The 14608-nt window shown below is 74.8% G+C and carries 15 protein-coding genes and 1 pseudogene; 10 read left to right on the top strand and 6 right to left on the bottom strand.

The window, feature by feature from the left end; genetic code table 11:
* Positions 1-69: 69 nt before the first annotated feature.
* The gene (locus ACIQ87_RS38100) at positions 70-1593 is read right to left on the bottom strand and encodes a threonine/serine exporter family protein (RefSeq protein WP_402416431.1); all 1524 of its coding nucleotides are present in this window, start codon (positions 1591-1593) and stop codon (positions 70-72) included.
* A 282-nt stretch (positions 1594-1875) separates the two neighbouring features.
* Here ACIQ87_RS38100 and ACIQ87_RS38095 point away from each other — a divergent pair, with 282 nt between their 5' ends.
* Positions 1876-2199: a plasmid stabilization protein gene (locus ACIQ87_RS38095; RefSeq protein ID WP_402416428.1), complete on the top strand. Its 324-nt coding sequence runs from the start codon at positions 1876-1878 to the stop codon at positions 2197-2199.
* A 244-nt stretch (positions 2200-2443) separates the two neighbouring features.
* Positions 2444-2662: pseudogene (locus ACIQ87_RS38090) on the top strand (polyketide cyclase /reductase); the annotation flags it as partial.
* Between the two features lie 99 nt (positions 2663-2761).
* On the opposite strand, the gene ACIQ87_RS38085 reads toward ACIQ87_RS38090, so the two are convergent.
* A complete protein-coding gene (locus ACIQ87_RS38085; RefSeq protein WP_402416490.1) occupies positions 2762-4165 on the bottom strand; it encodes an FAD-dependent monooxygenase in 1404 nt (467 codons plus the stop codon).
* 85 nt (positions 4166-4250) lie between these two features.
* Here ACIQ87_RS38085 and ACIQ87_RS38080 point away from each other — a divergent pair, with 85 nt between their 5' ends.
* Entirely contained in the window at positions 4251-4907 is a 657-nt protein-coding gene (locus ACIQ87_RS38080) for a TetR/AcrR family transcriptional regulator C-terminal domain-containing protein (RefSeq protein WP_402416425.1), read from the top strand.
* A gap of 58 nt (positions 4908-4965) precedes the next feature.
* On the opposite strand, the gene ACIQ87_RS38075 is transcribed toward ACIQ87_RS38080, so the two are convergent.
* On the bottom strand, positions 4966-6957 hold the full coding sequence (locus ACIQ87_RS38075) for a LamG-like jellyroll fold domain-containing protein (protein WP_402416423.1): 1992 nt from the start codon (positions 6955-6957) through the stop codon (positions 4966-4968).
* Between the two features lie 337 nt (positions 6958-7294).
* Here ACIQ87_RS38075 and ACIQ87_RS38070 point away from each other — a divergent pair, with 337 nt between their 5' ends.
* The 4 genes from ACIQ87_RS38070 to ACIQ87_RS38055 all read left to right on the top strand — a co-directional run bounded on the left by ACIQ87_RS38070 (position 7295) and on the right by ACIQ87_RS38055 (position 9399).
* Positions 7295-7792: a hypothetical protein gene (locus ACIQ87_RS38070; protein ID WP_402416420.1), complete on the top strand. Its 498-nt coding sequence runs from the start codon at positions 7295-7297 to the stop codon at positions 7790-7792.
* A gap of 82 nt (positions 7793-7874) precedes the next feature.
* Entirely contained in the window at positions 7875-8333 is a 459-nt protein-coding gene (locus ACIQ87_RS38065) for a DUF6343 family protein (protein ID WP_402416417.1), read from the top strand.
* Between the two features lie 193 nt (positions 8334-8526).
* A complete protein-coding gene (locus ACIQ87_RS38060; RefSeq protein ID WP_402416414.1) occupies positions 8527-8964 on the top strand; it encodes a CBS domain-containing protein in 438 nt (145 codons plus the stop codon).
* 207 nt (positions 8965-9171) lie between these two features.
* Positions 9172-9399: a hypothetical protein gene (locus tag ACIQ87_RS38055; protein WP_402416412.1), complete on the top strand. Its 228-nt coding sequence runs from the start codon at positions 9172-9174 to the stop codon at positions 9397-9399.
* 158 nt (positions 9400-9557) lie between these two features.
* Here ACIQ87_RS38055 and ACIQ87_RS38050 read toward each other — a convergent pair whose 3' ends face one another.
* The gene (locus tag ACIQ87_RS38050) at positions 9558-9794 is read right to left on the bottom strand and encodes a DUF6296 family protein (RefSeq protein ID WP_402416409.1); all 237 of its coding nucleotides are present in this window, start codon (positions 9792-9794) and stop codon (positions 9558-9560) included.
* 241 nt (positions 9795-10035) lie between these two features.
* Here ACIQ87_RS38050 and ACIQ87_RS38045 point away from each other — a divergent pair, with 241 nt between their 5' ends.
* Positions 10036-11289, top strand: coding sequence for an AI-2E family transporter (locus ACIQ87_RS38045; protein WP_402416407.1), 1254 nt, complete (start codon positions 10036-10038; stop codon positions 11287-11289).
* Here the strand turns inward: ACIQ87_RS38045 and ACIQ87_RS38040 are convergent.
* Positions 11191-11514: a hypothetical protein gene (locus ACIQ87_RS38040; RefSeq protein ID WP_402416404.1), complete on the bottom strand. Its 324-nt coding sequence runs from the start codon at positions 11512-11514 to the stop codon at positions 11191-11193. The genes ACIQ87_RS38045 and ACIQ87_RS38040 overlap by 99 nt on opposite strands.
* A 184-nt stretch (positions 11515-11698) precedes the next feature.
* Between ACIQ87_RS38040 and ACIQ87_RS38035 the strand changes: the two genes are divergently transcribed.
* The gene (locus ACIQ87_RS38035; protein ID WP_402416401.1) at positions 11699-12034 is read left to right on the top strand and encodes a GNAT family N-acetyltransferase; all 336 of its coding nucleotides are present in this window, start codon (positions 11699-11701) and stop codon (positions 12032-12034) included.
* A 143-nt stretch (positions 12035-12177) separates the two neighbouring features.
* On the top strand, positions 12178-12912 hold the full coding sequence (locus ACIQ87_RS38030; RefSeq protein ID WP_402416398.1) for a sigma 54 modulation/S30EA ribosomal C-terminal domain-containing protein: 735 nt from the start codon (positions 12178-12180) through the stop codon (positions 12910-12912).
* 78 nt (positions 12913-12990) lie between these two features.
* Here the strand turns inward: ACIQ87_RS38030 and lpdA are convergent, their stop codons facing one another.
* The gene (lpdA, locus tag ACIQ87_RS38025; RefSeq protein ID WP_402416396.1) at positions 12991-14397 is read right to left on the bottom strand and encodes a dihydrolipoyl dehydrogenase; all 1407 of its coding nucleotides are present in this window, start codon (positions 14395-14397) and stop codon (positions 12991-12993) included.
* Positions 14398-14608 lie beyond the last annotated feature (211 nt).

Raw genomic sequence — 14608 nt, 5'->3', positions numbered from 1 at the left:
CGGTACGGCCGGGGCAAACCGGACGGGCACTCCCGTCGGCGCCGGTGACGGCTCAGCGCCGGTGACGGCTCAGCGCCGGTGGCGGCCGCGCCGGCGGCGGGGCGGGGCGGCCACCCGGGGTGCGGGCAGGAAGAGCCGGGCCAGCTCGCGGCCCAGGTTGACGCCGATGGCGAGGGCCATCGCCATCGCGCCGGCCCGGCCGATGAGGCTCAGCCCGGCCTCGGGCTCACCCCGGACGAAGGCGAGCATCCCGAAGTACAGCACCGAGCCGGGCAGCAGCGGGCCGAGCGCGGCGGTGATGTGTGGCAGCGCCGAGCTGCCCCGGCAGCGCGCCATGAGCTGGCCGGAGAGGCCCACCAGCCCGGCGGCCAGGCCGGTGGCCAGGATCGGCTCGCCGCCCGCGTTCACCAGCACCCCGTACGTGGTCCAGCCGGCCGCGCTGTTCAGCAGGACCGCCGGCAGCGTGGCCGGCTCGGTGTTCAGCAGCACCGCGAACGCCAGGGTGAGCAGCACCGCGGCGGCGAGCTGCAGCGGCGGGTTCACCGCCCCGGGCGGGACGTCCTGGGCGGCGAGGTCGGCGCCGTTGTTGACGCCGACGTAGAGCACCGTCATCACCCCGATGACCACGCCGGCCATCAGGTACAACGCCTCGAGCAGCCGGGCGGCGGCGGTGAGGTAGAAGCCCGCCAGGCCGTCCTGGGCCGCGGCCACCATGGGCCACCCGGGCAGCAGCGCGTACAGCCCTCCGGTGATCACCACCGAGCCGCGCAGGTGCAGTCCGTTGAACGAGAGCAGGATGCCGATCAGGGCGGCGGGCACCGCCGCCACCACGAACTGGTAGAACGCCGGGAGGTCGTGGCGTGCCACCAGTGCCGAGCACCGCTCGCCCGCCAGCGCGGCGACGACGGCGCTGGCGAACACCAGCCAGGCCCGGGCGTCGGCCCGGCCGCCGATCAGCAGGGTGGCGGCCCCGGCCATCCCCCCGCAGGAGAGCACGAACAGCCGCCCGGAGTAGCGGCGGCTGTGCCGGCGGGCCGCCAGCAGGTGTCCGTGCGCCTCGGGGACGGTCATCCCGCCCACGGCGATCCCGGTGACCAGCCGGAACACGGCGGCCAGCCGCGCGTAGTCGACGGACGGGCGGCGGACGGAGCACTCGGCCGTCAGCGAGGGCTCCGACGGCCCGGGCTGGTACGAGATCGCCACCCGGGTGAAGGTGACCTGCGGGTCGCACGGGTGGAGCCGGTAGGCGTGGGCGACGGCCAGCATGGCGGCCTCGACGTCCTCCGCCGCCTCGCCGCTGGCCAGCAGCAGCTCGCCGACCAGCAGCGCGAGGTCCAGCACCTGAGCCGGCTCGACGCCCGCCGGCGGATCCGCGCCGGCGCCCTCCGGCGCGGGCCTGCGGTCGGCCGTCGGGGTGCGCAGCAGCGGCAGCATCATGTCGGGCCAGGGGGCCGCGGCGGCGTCTCCCTCGGGGCCGGGACGGGCGCCTGGCTCGCGCCGTCCGGGCGCGGGGGCCTGGGGCGGCACCCGTTCGGGCCGGGTGGGGTGTCCTTCCGGGCCGGCGGGCGCGCCGAACTGCTCGTGTTCCGTCATCGCGACTCCCTGACCCCACCCCCTCCGTCACCATCGTGCAGCCCTTCCACTACCCGGAGTGACGCTGTGGCGAACGCGCCACACCCGGCACACCCGTCCGAACCGGAGCACGACCGGCCGTACACGCCCCGTCACCCCGCGCGTGCCGACCTCGGGGGCGGCGGGGCCGGTCGGCCGGCGGTCTCCGGGCGGGCCACCGGACGGCCTCGCGGCCGGATTCGGGACGGCTGCGGTGGGTACACGCGGCTGCGCAGCGACCCGAGCCGGAAGGAGGCGTCGGCGATGCCCCGAGGATCCGGTCCCAAGCGGGAGCGCCAGTACGAGCACATCAAGGAGAGCGCGCTCGACCGGGGCGAGAGCGAGAAGCGGGCGAAGGAGATCGCCGCCCGTATGGTGAACAAGGAGCGTGCCCGGCACGGCGAGTCGAAGACCGCCAGCCGGAGTTCGACCCACGACATGTCCTCCGGCCGGCGCGGCGGACAGCGCTCGCACCGGGACGCCCAGGGCCCGACCTACGACCAGCTGTACAACGAGGCCAGGCAGCGCGGCATCGAGGGCCGTTCCAGGATGAACAAGCGCCAGCTGGCCCACGCGCTCGGCCGCTGAGCGGCGCGCGCCACCCGAGGAGGTGCCCCGATGACCGTCCCGATGCCCCCTGATCCGGACACCCGGCCGACACCCCGACCCGACCCGACGCCGGGGCCCGGCGAGCCCGACCCCGCGCCGCCGCCGATCCCGCCCTTCCCACCGCCGGAGCCGATTCCGGACCCCGATCCGGCGCCGCTTCCGCAGCCGCACCCCGGACAGGCCTGACGGCGCCGCCCGGCCCGCACAGTGCCGGCGAGCGGCCCGGACGGGCGGCCCGGCGGTCGCGACCGGGCTGCGGATCGACGGCGTGCACGTGTGGGACTTCTCCGAGGTGCCCGGCGGCGTCCTGGTGCGCACCGAGGAGACCCACACCGGCCCCCAGGTCGACGCGAACGTCCCCGCCGCCACCGGCATCCTCCGCCAGGGTCTCGAGGGCTGGCTGCACGACCTGAAGGCCGCCGCCGAGTCCCGCGCCCGGTAGGGCCACCCCGCCGGACCGGGCAACCGCCGCACCCGGCAGGCCCGGTGGCCGCCCTGTCCGCCCCCGTCCCTGTCCCTGTCCGCCCCGTCGGGTGCCCGCTCAGCGGGCGAGCAGCCCCTGCCGGCCCGCGTAGGCCGCGAGGCCGTCCGCCGTCGAGCCGGCCCAGCCGACGTACCCGTCCGGCCGGACCAGGAACACGCCGGTGCCGTACACCTCGTAGGCCGGGATGCGGACCACCGGGGCGGCGAGGGCGGGCAGCGGGGCGTCCGTACCGACGGTGAGCAGCGTCCAGTGCGGCCCGCGGAAGGCGTCGAACAGCCGGGTTCCGCCCCGGCGGCCGTCCGGCGCGCGGTCGCCGGCCCGCAGCGCGTCCGCCGGGAGGTCCGGCCGGGTCTCCACGGAGAGCGCGGACTCCCGGTAGCCGACGCCGAGTTGCTGGGTCGCCCGGCCGCGGCGCTGCTCGCCGCGGTGCACCCGGGTGGACAGCGCCAGCATCCGCGCCGCGTTGGCGCGGCGCTCCTCCTCGTAGCTGTCCAGCAGTTCCCCGCCCGCTCGGCCGGCCAGCACCGAGGCCAGCTTCCAGCCCAGGTTGTAGGCGTCCTGGACGCTGGTGTTCAGCCCCTGCCCGCCGGCCGGCGAGTGGACGTGCGCGGCGTCGCCCGCGAGGAACACCCGGCCCGCGCGGAATCGGTCGGCGAGCGCCGCGCGCGGGCGGAACTCGGAGATCCAGCGCAGTTCGGTGACCTGCTCGGCGGTCAGGTGGGAGCGGGCCGCGACCACCTCGCGCAGCCCGTCGAGGGTCTGGTCGACGACCGTCCCCTCGGGGAACCCGGCGACCAGCTGGAAGTCCTCGGTGCCGCCGAGCGGGCAGATCGCCAGCACGCCCTCCTCGGCCGGGAACACGTGCCAGTGGTCGCGGCCCAGCCCGTCGACCCGGACGTCCGCGACCAGCATCGGGGCGGGGTCGACGGTCTCGCCGGTCATCCCGATGCCGAGCAGTCGCCGCACCGTCGAGCGCCCGCCGTCCGCCGCGACGAGGTACCGCGCCCGGACCGGGCCGCCGGTGGCGAACTCGGCGGTCACCCCCGCCTCGTCCTGCGCCAGGCCGACCAGCTCGCGCCCGAACGCGACCTCGCCGCCCAGCTCGCGCAGCCGCCCGTACAGCACCTGCTGGGTGCGCCACTGGGGCAGCATCAGCGTCTCGGTGTACGGCTCGGCCTCGGAGGGCTCGGTCGGGTCGTACACCGAGCGCTCGCCCTGCGGCTCGCCGTCCCGCCAGAACAGGTTGGGCGGGTAGGGGCCGGCCAGCGCGCGGACCCGGTCGAGCACGCCGAGGTCGTCGAACACCTCCAGCGTGCGCGGCTGCAGGCCCTTGCCGCGCGAGCCGGGGAAGAGTTCCGTGCCGCGCTCGACCAGGAGGGCGGTGACGCCGTGCCGGGCGAGGTCCGCCGCCAGGGCGAGTCCGGTGGGGCCGGCGCCGATGACCAGGACGTCCGTGTGCATGCCGCGAGAAGCCACGGCAACCTCCTTAACGTTGTTAAGTAGCCGTTGCCGACAGCCTGCACTTAACGGCGTTAAACTGTCAACCGTGACCTCGCAGAGAACGCAGAGAACCCCCAAGCTCGACCGCGGCCAGGTCGTCGACGCCGCCCTGGAGCTGCTGAACGAGGCCGGCCTGGACGGCCTGACGCTGCGCGCCATCGCCGCCCGGCTCGACGTCAAGGCGCCCGCGCTGTACTGGCACGTCAAGGACAAGCAGGCGCTGCTGGACGAGATGGCGACGGAGATGATGCGCCGGATGACCGCCCGGGCGGGGGAAGGCCCGCGGGGCGACTGGCGGGACGTCTACCTGAGGACCATGCGCACCCTGCGCGCCGAGCTGCTGCGCTACCGCGACGGCGCGAAGGTCTACAGCGGCGCCCGGTTCACCGACACCGGCTACGCGGCGGGCCTGGACGCCTCGCTGCGCGTACTGGTCGAGGCCGGCTTCACCCCGGCCGCCGCCGCCCGGGCCTGGCAGACCGCCTACAGCTACACCATCGGCTACGTCATCGAGGAGCAGGCGATGGGCCCCAACCCCTTCGACGGCGAGGAGGGCTACGACGTGGACGCCCGCGCCGAGCGCCTGGCTGCCCACCCGCTGGCCGCCGAGTCGGGCCGGGTGATGTTCCAGGACTTCGACGAGGGCTTCGAACAGGGCCTGGCGGCGGTGCTCGCCGGGGTCGAGGCCACCCTGCTCGGCTGAGAAACGGCACCGCCGGGCCCGTACGGGGCCCGGCGGTGTCCGCACCGCACGGGAGCGGTCAGGCGGTCATGAACTCGCCCACCCGCAGCGCCCGCCGCACGATCCGGACGTCCCCGACGTACCCGTGGAAGACCTTGTCCAGCGCCCCCGCGTACGCGTAACCGCCCAGCATCCACGGCCGCCCCAGCGTGGCCAGCCCGACCGCGGGCGTCGCCGGGTTGCGCGCCACCTCGCAGCCCTCGACGTACATCCGGCTGAGCTTCCCGTCGTTGACCACCGCGACGTGCCACCACCGGTCCAGCGGCAGCTGGTGCCCCCAACAGGTGGACGCCCCGGTCTGGTTGAGCGGGTAGACGCACCACTGGAGGGCCGGCGCCTCGGAGAGGCTGAGCGTCACGACCGGCTCGTCGGCGTCCGTCCCCGGCCCACTCCGGCCCGCCTCACCGCTCGTCCCCCACCGGCTGAGCAGGGCGGACCAGCGGCTCTGCGCGGAGTCCCAGTCGGCGGGCAGCTTGAAGAACGCCTCGACGGTGAACCCGCGCTCGAAGGTCTCCCGGTTCAGCGGCGCGGTGGGCACGGTCTGGAGGTAGCTGCCGCGCACCGGCGAGCGGGTGCCCCGGAACAGCAGGCTGCCGTGGCCAGGCTGGTCCGGGTGGTGCTCGGCGGACCAGCCGAGCGCGCCGTCGGGCGTGCCGGGGGCGCTCTGCCAGAGCAGGTCGTTGCCCTGCCCGGTCAGGTCCTTGACGACCTGCTGCGGGGCGACGGCCGTACCGTCCCCACCGCCGTTGTCGAACCGCCAGTACGCCGCCGTGTCCCGCACCAGCAGCTCGCTCGCCCGGCGCGCCGGGCGCGGCGGGACCGGTGCGAAGCCGGCGAAGCGCCGCTCGAAGTCGATCGCCAGCGAGAAGCGGTCCACGTCCGAGGTCAGCTCGGCGTGCTCGGCGGCGAGCGCGTTGCGCTCCTCGGCCGCGATCTGCTGGATCCACGGCGAGAACGTCGACACGTCGACGGTGCCGCGGTCGAGGTCGAAGCGGTACGTCCGGACCATCGCCGCGCCGCCGTAGTAGCGGTCCTGGTAGTTGGTGATGTGGACGTGCACGTCGTGGCCGGCCCGGTTCTTCAGCACGGTGCGCCCGGGCGGCCAGTAGTGCCCGTTGACGGTGAGGAAGATCTGGTCGTTGCCGTCGATCAGCCGCTCCCAGAGCCGCTTCCCGTTGTCGGACAGCTCGGCGCGGCCGCTGTCGTCGGCGTACGCCAGGTCGTGGGTGGTCAGGATCACCGGGACCTTCGGGTTGGCCGCGATCATCGAGTTCGCCCAGGCGAAGCCCGCGTCGGAGAGCCGCCAGTCCAGCGAGAGCACCATCCAGTCGCGGCCGGCCGCCCGGAACACGTGGCAGGTGTTGTAGCCGTCCGGGCTGGAACCGCGGTACCCGGCGGTGCGGGCGGCCCTGGCCTTGCCGAAGGTCTCCAGGTACGGGGTGCTGCCGCGCTGGTCGTCGGTCGAGGAGCGGACGTCGTGGTTGCCGGCGAGCACCCCGTAGGCCGCACCCGCGTCGTCCAGCAGGCCGAACACCTTGGTGACGGCGGCGTACTCGACGGCCAGCCCGTTCTCGGTGACGTCGCCGAGGTGGGACAGGAAGACGATGTTGTCGTCCGTTCCGTCCTCCCGGTTGACCCCGCCGTCCAGCACGTAGCGGATCGAGGCCTCCAGCGGCGCCGGGTGGATCCGGTCCTGGTCGAACAGGTACTGGGTGTCCGGCAGGACCACGACGGTGAACTGCCGGGCGTCCGGGTCGGGCTGCCAGCGCCCGTTCCCCTTGCCCTTCTTGGGCTTCCTGGCGGCCGTACCGGCCCCGCCCGTCGGCTCGGACCCGGCCGCCCGCGCGGGCGCCGCACCGAGCAGGCCGAGCCCGGCGGTGCCGACCCCGGCGCCCACCAGACCGGCCCCGCGCAGGAACCGGCGCCGGCCGGCCGCGGCCGGCCCCTCCCCGTCGAGGTCGGCGGTCTGCGGGCAGCCGCACTCGTGCTCGGTCGCCTGGATGTCGTGCATGTTTCGCTCCCGGAAGTGGTGTGGGCCCTGACGGTAGGTACCGGAATCGGTCGTGGATCATCGGCCGGGCCACGGCCCGCTGAACAGCGGCCGAATCCGACGGACGGCACCGGGGCGGCGGCCCCCCGGCCGGCCGGTGCGCCAGGAGTGCGTTGCGTCCCCGGCCGGCCCGTGCACCCGGAGTGCGTTGCGTCCCCCGGCGGCCGGTGCGCCAGGAACGCGTTGCGGCCCCCGGCCGTCCGGTGCGCCCGGGGTGCGTGCCCGCACGGACCGGCCGTAGAACGGGAGGGGAGGGCACCCGCCGGCGAGTGCCGCCGGGACGGAGGAGGTGGCTGCGATGGGACTGCCCCTGGCGGCCGGACACGTGCTGGTACGGCTCGGCGAGGGCCCGCAGGACGCGGCCGAGGCGGTGCTCGACGCGCTGGAGGCCGCCTTCCCGACCCACACCGGGCGCGGCCGGACCCTGATCGGCAACGCCTGGGAGGATCCCGCCACCGTGACCTCGGAGGGCGTCCGGGTGGTCGCCGCACCCCGGATCCACCGCGCCCCCTCCGCCCCCGCGCCGAGCCCGTCGGCGAGGCTCTCCCAGTCCTTCGACGCCCACTGGGCGGGCTCGCCAGGGCCGCCGGTCACGCTGTCCGGCGGGCTGGCCGCAGACCTGCTCGGCGGCCCGGAGGACGTCGAGCGGGTGCTGCGCGCACTCGCCGCCCTCTGCCGGACGCGGGAGGAGGGCCGCGAGCGGCAGGGGCCCCAGCTGGCGGTCCGGCTGCGGCTCGCCCGGCGCGACCGGCCGGACGGGCCCGACCAGCCCGACCAGCCCGACCAGCCCGACTGAGCGCCCACCGGCGTGTGCCGGCGCCGGACCCGGGTAGGCGCGCCGACGGAACACAACCGGCTGACTCCGTTCGGGGGCCGTCATGGCCGTACAGCGCAGACCAGGCATGCAGCGCGGGGGCGGGGCGCGCCGCCCGAGCGGCGAGCGCCACGACTTCCCCCACGCCCCCCAGGGCTCCGGCCGGACGACGCCGCAGCTCCGGCCCCAGAAGACGGTGCGCCGGGGCACCGAGCCGGTGACCGCCCGCTCCGACCTGGAGCTGCGGCGGCTGCTGTCCCGGATCTTCCTGGTCCTGTTCCTCGCCGGGACGGTGGCCTTCGCCGTACTGGCCGCACTGGCCGCCCCTGGCCCCGCGCCCGACCAGGGGACCTACTCCTTCTTCGCCGCCCTGTGCGGCGGGTTCGCCGGCCTCGCCGGGCTCGACCTGCTGGTGATCAGGCGCCGCCTGACCGCCGGCCAGGGCCGCGACCGGGCCGACGCCCCGGGCACGAGGCCGGGGCACGGCACCGCGGCGCGGCCGGGTGCCGACCGGCGGACGTGAGCGGGTGTGGCGGTTCCCTGGGCTCGGGGTTCCCTGGGCTCGGGGTTTCCGAAGTTCGGGGGTTCCGGAGTTCGGGCTTTCCCGGACGCGACGCTTCCCCGGCGCGGGGTTTCCCGGGCCCGGGTTTCCGAGCCGGCGCGACGGGCAGGCGTGGCCTCGCAGGAGACCCCGTCCCAGTGCCGAGGAGGGCACCATGACCCGGAAGATCAAGGAGATCATGACCCCCGCCCCGGTCACCGTCCCCCGGCTCGCCTCGGTGCGCGACACGGCCCGCTGGATGCGCGACGCCGCCATCGGCGACGTCCTGGTGGCCGGCGACGACGACGAGGTGTGCGGGCTGGTGACCGACCGCGACCTGGTGGTACGGGTCCTGGCCGCGGGCAAGGACCCGGACAGCACCCGGGCCGGTGACGTGTGCAGCTCCGAGCTGGTCGGCGTCGGCCCGGACGACGACGTCGAGCACGCCGTGGACCTCATGCGACGCCACGCCCTGCGCCGGCTCCCGGTGCTCGAGGACGGCCGGGCGGTGGGCGTCGTCTCGCTCGGCGACCTCGCGACGGACCGGGAGGTGGGGGCGGCGAGCCTGGGCTCCGCGCTCGCCGACATCAGCGCCGCCGCGCCGGACACCTGACCACACCGGACCGCCCTGACCACGCCGGACCGCGGAGCCCGCACCGCCCGGCCCCTCGGTCGCCCGAACTCCCGGGCGGACCTGGTGACCGCGCATCCCAACCACTTCCGGCCCACAACCATCCCACCGGGTCTGGCCCGGTGGCCGTTCGGCAGACCCCGGGTTTGCATGGACTCACCGAGCCCCCAGCGATCCGGAGGTAGCGCCGTGTACGAGATGTGGGCCGAACACGACCCGGCGGTGACCCCGCCCGCCGTGGTGTGGCACGTGGTGGCGAAGGACGACGCGACGTCCTCGCTCTGCGGACGGTTCCTGGAGCCCTCCCAACGCGTCGTCCCGGCAGCCGACGGCACCGGTTCGGCCGGCGGGCCGGACCGGTACTGCGACCCCTGCCTGGTCACCGTGCGCGAGGCCCTGGCCGCCAGCGCGCGGTGACCGTCAGTCGCGACGCCCGCCTCGTCGCCTGCTCTCCTTGGCCGCCTTCGCCGCGTTCACCGCCTTCGCCGCGGCATTCCCACCGCCTTCGGTGCGGCATCCGTCGCCTTCTGTACGGCATCCGTCGCCTTCGCCGGGCACGCGTCACCGCCCCGTGCTCAGGGCAGCGGCACCGCCATCAGGCACGGGTGCCGGCTGCCGGTTCCGGAGGCGGCCAGCACGGTGGCCACCTCGCCGGTGATCTCCACCCGAAGGCCGCCGTCCGCGCTCTCCCAGACCGGGCCCCCGTCGGGCCCCACGATCTGCGTCTCGTGCACGACGACCACGCTCAGGGGGGCGTGCCCGCCGATCGGGCCGGGGAGCGTCACCGCGTAACGGCGCGTGAGGCTTCTCATCTCGGCCTCCTTCTCTCCCCACCCTGCGTCATCGATTCTCCCCACGTCCAACCGCTTGTACACGGAGGACCTTGGTCCGCCCGGGGAGACCGATGCCACTCGGCGCGCCTACCCCGGCCCGGCGCGCTCACACACCGGGACGCCGGGACGACCGGATCGGGCCGGCGCCGCAGAGCGAACCGTCGCGGCATGGGTCATCGTGACCTGAGAGGACACCCGGCCGAGCCCGAGGAGACCGCCCGTGGGAGACAACGGCGCCGGACCCGACCGGCGGCCCGCGCCGCTGGGCAGCCGCCGTCCCCGGGTGCCCGCGCGCCGGAGCCGACCGGGAGCCGCGGGCCCCGGCCCGTCCGGGGACCGCGTCCCCTCCGGGCTGCGGACGACGGCCGGGTACACCTGGCGGCTGGCGCTGCTCGGACTCGCCGCCTATCTGGTCGTCTACGTCCTCGCCCGCCTCCAACTGCCGGTCATCGCCGTGTTCGTGGCACTGGTGATCACCTCCGTGCTGCGGCCGCCGGTCGACCTGCTGGCCCGGGTGACGCCGCGCCCACTGGCCGTCCTGCTCTCCTTCCTCTGCGCCCTCGCACTCGTCGGCGGGGTGCTGACGCTGGTCGGCACGACGGTCGCCGACGAATGGGCCCGGCTGGGCAACGAGCTCCGCGGCGGCCTCTCCCGGATCGACCACTGGCTCACCGGCACCCCCTTCCACCTGCGGCCCGGCACCGTCACCGACCTGCGGTCCAAGATCGGCGACTTCATCTCGGCCCACCGCTCCACCCTGCTCAACACCGCGCTCAGCGGTGCCGGCCGGGTCGTCGAGCTGGTCACCGGGCTGGCTCTCGCGGTGTTCTGCTCGGTGTTCTTCGTGCACTCCGGCGACCGGATGTGGTCCTGGGCGCAGGAGCAGCTGCCGGCCCGTAGCCGGTCGGCGTGGGACCGCGCCGGCCGCGCCGCCTGGCGCACCTTCGCGGGCTACACCCGGGGGGTGCTGATCGTGGCGGCCTCCAACGCCGTGCTGGTGGGCATCGCGCTGGCGATCCTGGGCGTTCCGCTGGTCCTGCCGCTGATGGTGCTGGAGTTCGCGGCGACCCTCGTTCCGCTGATCGGTTCCCCGATCGCCCTGGCGATCGCCGCCGTGGTCGCGCTCGCCGCCCGCGGCCCGCTGATCGCGCTGCTGGTGCTCGCGCTGATCGTGGTCATCGGCCAGATCGAGGGCCACCTGCTGCATCCGCTGGTGCTCAGCTGGTCCGTCCGCATCCACCCGGTGGTCATCGCCGTCTCGGTGGCCGGCGGCGCGGTGCTGGCCGGGGTCCTGGGCGCGGTGGTGGCGGTGCCGGTGGTGGCGGTCGGCTGGGCGGTGCTCACCGAGCTGCGCTCCCGGGGCGGGCCCGGCCGTTCACCGGCGCAGCCCCCTGCGGCGGGCGACCTGTCGGGCCACCGCGAGGACGAGGGTCGGCGTCCAGACCAGGGCGAAGCCGACCAGCACGGCGGGTGAGTGCGCGTCGGCGCTGACCAGCAGCAGGCCGGCCGACAGCGCCAGCAGTACCGCCAGCACGGCGGGCGGCACCCGCGCGGCGACACCCAGGGCCCGGTCCGGCAGCGGGCCGGGCCGGCACCGCATGGTGCGCATCGCGCGGTCGAGCCGTTCGTCCGCCCGCAGGCCGTCCTCGATCTCCAGCAGGAGCCTCAGCTCCTCGCGGGAGAGCCCGGGCCCGTCCACGGCCGTCACCTCCGGTCCCCCGGCACGTAGGCGGCTACCCGGCCGGGGCGCTCCGTAACACCGGCCGGGCGGCCTCGGGCCGGGATGGCCCACGGACCGGTGACCTGGCAGGATTCCCGCTGAACGGTGCCGAAGGAGCCACTCGCCGCTCCTGCGGCACGCCCCGCGACCGAAAGGCCACCCCGTGTCCACTCCCAGCACCGTCGCCGTCGAACGGGCGGACGCCCGGAACCGGTACGAGATCTCCGTCGACGGCGAGCTCGCCGGCTTCACCGAGTACCGGGACCACGAGCAGCAGCGCGTCTTCTACCACACGGAGATCGACGAGGCCTTCGCCGGCCGGGGCCTCGCCTCGCACCTGGTCCAGGAGGCGCTGACGGACGTGCGCGCGGCCGGGAAGCGGGTCGTGCCGATCTGCCCGTACGTCGCCAAGTTCCTGCTGAAGCACGAGGAGTTCGCCGACATCACCGACCCCGTCACCCCGGAGGTCAAGGGCTGGCTGCGCACCCGGCTGTACTGATCCGGCTGTACTGACCGCCCCCGCGCGGCCGGCAGTGGTCGACCCAACGGACCCCCCGAGGTGGGGCCGTTGGGCCCTGGCCGCGTGGTCGGGTGGCCCGGGATCCTGGTCGCCGGTATGCGCCGGGAGTGGAAGGGCCTGGGATGGGCGAGTTGGTCACGGTGAGGGCGTTCGAGGGGCTGACCGGCGAGGTCCTGGCCGAGGCGCGGGCCCGGGTGGCCGCCGCGGCGGCGGCTCCAGGGGTGGGGACGCTGGTCGAGGCCCTGCGGGTCCGGTTCGCGGCCGTGGCCGGGGGCGTGCTGGCGCAGGTGAACGCCGAGGTCGACGGCCGGCGGATCCGCGTCCAGGAGGCCGCCTCCGGGCTGGGTGACTCGCTGGACCGGGTGAGCGAGGCGCTGCGCGGCAGGATCCGGGCCGTCACCGGGGCCTGGGCGCCGCGCCCCTGGTCGGGCCTCCGTACAGCCGCGTCCACCGGCTCGGGCGGCGTGGGCGTCCCCGAGCTCCGGGTGGTCCGGCGCAAGGAGCCCTCGCTGGTCTGGTGCTCGCCGGAGGCCGCCGCCCGGACCATGGACGCGATGGACTACGACATCCACCTGTTCACCGATCCGGCGACCGAGACGGACGCCGTGGTCTACCGGGTCGGGCCGACCGGCTACCGCCTCGCCCGTACCGTCCCCGCCGGGCCGGCGGGCCGCCGCACCTCGCCGATCACCCTCAGTCCGTACGGCGCGCCCCGGCTGACGGAGGCGCAGGCCGTCGACCGGTTGGCGGGCGCGGAGCTGCCGTTCCTGTTCTTCGCCCACCCGGACAGCGGCCGGGGCCGGGTGCTCTACCGCCGCTTCGACGGACGGCTCGGCCTGATCACCGGGCGCGCCTGACGGTCGCCGGAGCCGCGCGCCGCGCCCCCGCCCAGCGACTGGGACGGGGGCGCGGCGCATCTGCCCCGGACGGCCTTGTCACATGTTGATCATGTGCCCGGCGAGGCCGTGGACGGCCTCCTTGACCGCCTCGCCCAGGGTCGGGTGGGCGTGCACGTTGCGGGCGACCTCGTGGACGGTCAGGTCCCACTGCTGGGCCAGCGTCAGCTCCGGGAGCAGCTCGGTGACCTCGGGGCCGATCAGGTGGGCGCCGAGCAGCTCGCCGTGCTTGTTGTCGCTGATGACCTTGACGAAGCCGATCGGGTGACCGAGGCCGTGCGCCTTGCCGTTGGCGGTGAACGGGAACTTGGCGACCTTGACGTCGTGACCCAGCTCGCGCGCCTGGGCCTCGGTGTAGCCGAAGGAGGCGATCTGCGGCTGGCAGTAGGTGGCGCGCGGGATCATGACGAAGTCGACCTCCATCGTCTCCGCCCCGCCGATGGTCTCGGCGGCGATCACGCCCATCGTCTCGGCGGCGTGCGCGAGCATCAGCTTGGCGGTCACGTCGCCGATCGCGAAGATGTGCTCGACGCTGGTGCGGCCCCGGCCGTCCACCGCGATGGCGTTGCGGTCGGTGAGCTTGACCCCGGTGTTCTCCAGGCCGTAGCCGTTGACCCGCGGCGCGAAGCCGATCGCCTGGAGCACCTTGTCGGCCTCCAGCACCTGCTGCTGCCCGTCCTTGGTGACGGTGACCCGGACCTTGGCGTTCGGGTCGCTGTCGTCGATCGACTCGACCCGGGTGGAGGTCAGCACCTCGATGCCCAGCTTGCGGTACTGCTTGGCGAGTTCGGTGGAGACCTCGACGTCCTCCAGCGGCACCACGCGGTCCAGGAACTCGACGATGGTGACCTTCACGCCGTAGTTGTGCAGCACGTAGGCGAACTCGACGCCGATCGCGCCGGCGCCCGCGATGATGATGCTCTCCGGCAGCTGCTCGGTGAGGATCTGCTCCTCGTAGGTGACCACCCGGTCGCTCAGGCTGGTGCCGGGCAGCAGACGGGTGGTGGCTCCGGCGGCGATGATGCAGTGGCCGAAGGTGACGACCTCGAAGCCGCCGCCGCTCAGCGCGACCTGGAGGGTGTGGTCGTCGACGAAGGTGCCCCAGCCGTCGTACTCGGTGATGCCGTTCTTCTTCATCAGGTAGTGGACGCCCTTGACCCGGCCGTCGGCCACCGAGCGGCTGCGCCGGAAGGCCTCGCCGAAGTCGAAGGTCACCTGGCCCTCGACCTTGATGCCGAAGGTCTTGGCCTCCTTGGTGAAGATGTGGGCGAGCTCGGCGTTGCGCAGCAGGGCCTTGGAGGGGATGCAGCCGACGTTGAGGCAGACGCCGCCCCAGTACTTGGCCTCGATGACCGCGACCTTCAGGCCCAGCTGGGCCGAGCGGACGGCGGCGGTGTAGCCGCCGGGGCCCGCGCCGAGGACGACGACGTCGTAGTGCGTGCTCATGTTGCTGACTCCTCCGAGGATGTCGTGATCTCGGTCCCATGGTGTCAGGACCGGGCTCTGCGCACCCACCGGGTCTCGGCGGATGCGCTCCGCGCGGCACCGTACCGGCCCGCGGCCGGATTGATGCTCCTATGGGCTGTCAAGCGGCGGTGAGCCAGTCGCGGTAGGCATTGGCGAGGTCGTCGTCTCGGCGGATTCCGCGTTCGAGGGT

Source organism: Kitasatospora sp. NPDC096204 (assembly GCF_044763205.1).
In the GTDB taxonomy this organism is placed as follows: Bacteria; Actinomycetota; Actinomycetes; order Streptomycetales; family Streptomycetaceae; genus Kitasatospora.
Note: the sequence above shows the minus strand (reverse complement) of the source record. Positions and strands in the feature narration are given on the sequence as shown.